At 71.0% G+C, this 596-nt stretch carries 1 protein-coding gene; it reads left to right on the top strand.

The annotated features are described in order from the left end of the window. Positions 1-2: 2 nt before the first annotated feature. Positions 3-596, top strand: a 594-nt coding sequence (locus KUM32_RS42405; protein WP_217146909.1) for a lytic transglycosylase domain-containing protein, incomplete at its 3' end; no start/stop codon positions are given.

Genomic DNA, 596 nt, shown 5'->3' with positions numbered 1-596 from the left:
GTATGGGGCTGTCCTTTTCCTTCGTCGTGCTGCTCGTTCTCGGTACGTACATGATCGCGAGCAGGGCCACGAGCGGCGGTTCCACCGGCGACGTGCAGCTCGCGGAGGGCACCGTTCCGGCCGCGTACGCGCCCCTCGTCCAGAAGCACGGCAACCGCTGTCCGGCCATCAACCCGGCGCTGCTCGCCGCGCAGCTCTACCAGGAGAGCGGTTGGAACCCCAAGGCCGTGAGCCCGGCCAACGCGCGCGGGCTGGCGCAGTTCATCCCCGGCACCTGGGCCGCGTACGGGGTGGACGGCGACGGCGACGGCGACCGTGACATCTGGGACCCCGCGGACGCCATCCCCTCCGCGGCGGCCTACGACTGCGCGCTGGCCAAGTACGTGAAGGACGTGCCCGGCGACCTCACGGCCAACATGCTGGCCTCCTACAACGCCGGCTCGTACGCGGTGGTCAGGTACCGCGGGGTGCCGCCGTACAACGAGACCCAGAACTACGTGCGGCGCATCACCACGCTCGCCAAGAGCTTCGCGGCGCCGAAGCAGCCCGTCGCGGCGTCCAGGCAGGCGGCGGCGGCGATCTACTTCGCGCAGCGG

The organism is Streptomyces sp. AC627_RSS907, assembly GCF_019049165.1.
This window is presented reverse-complemented; position numbering and strand designations above follow the sequence as displayed.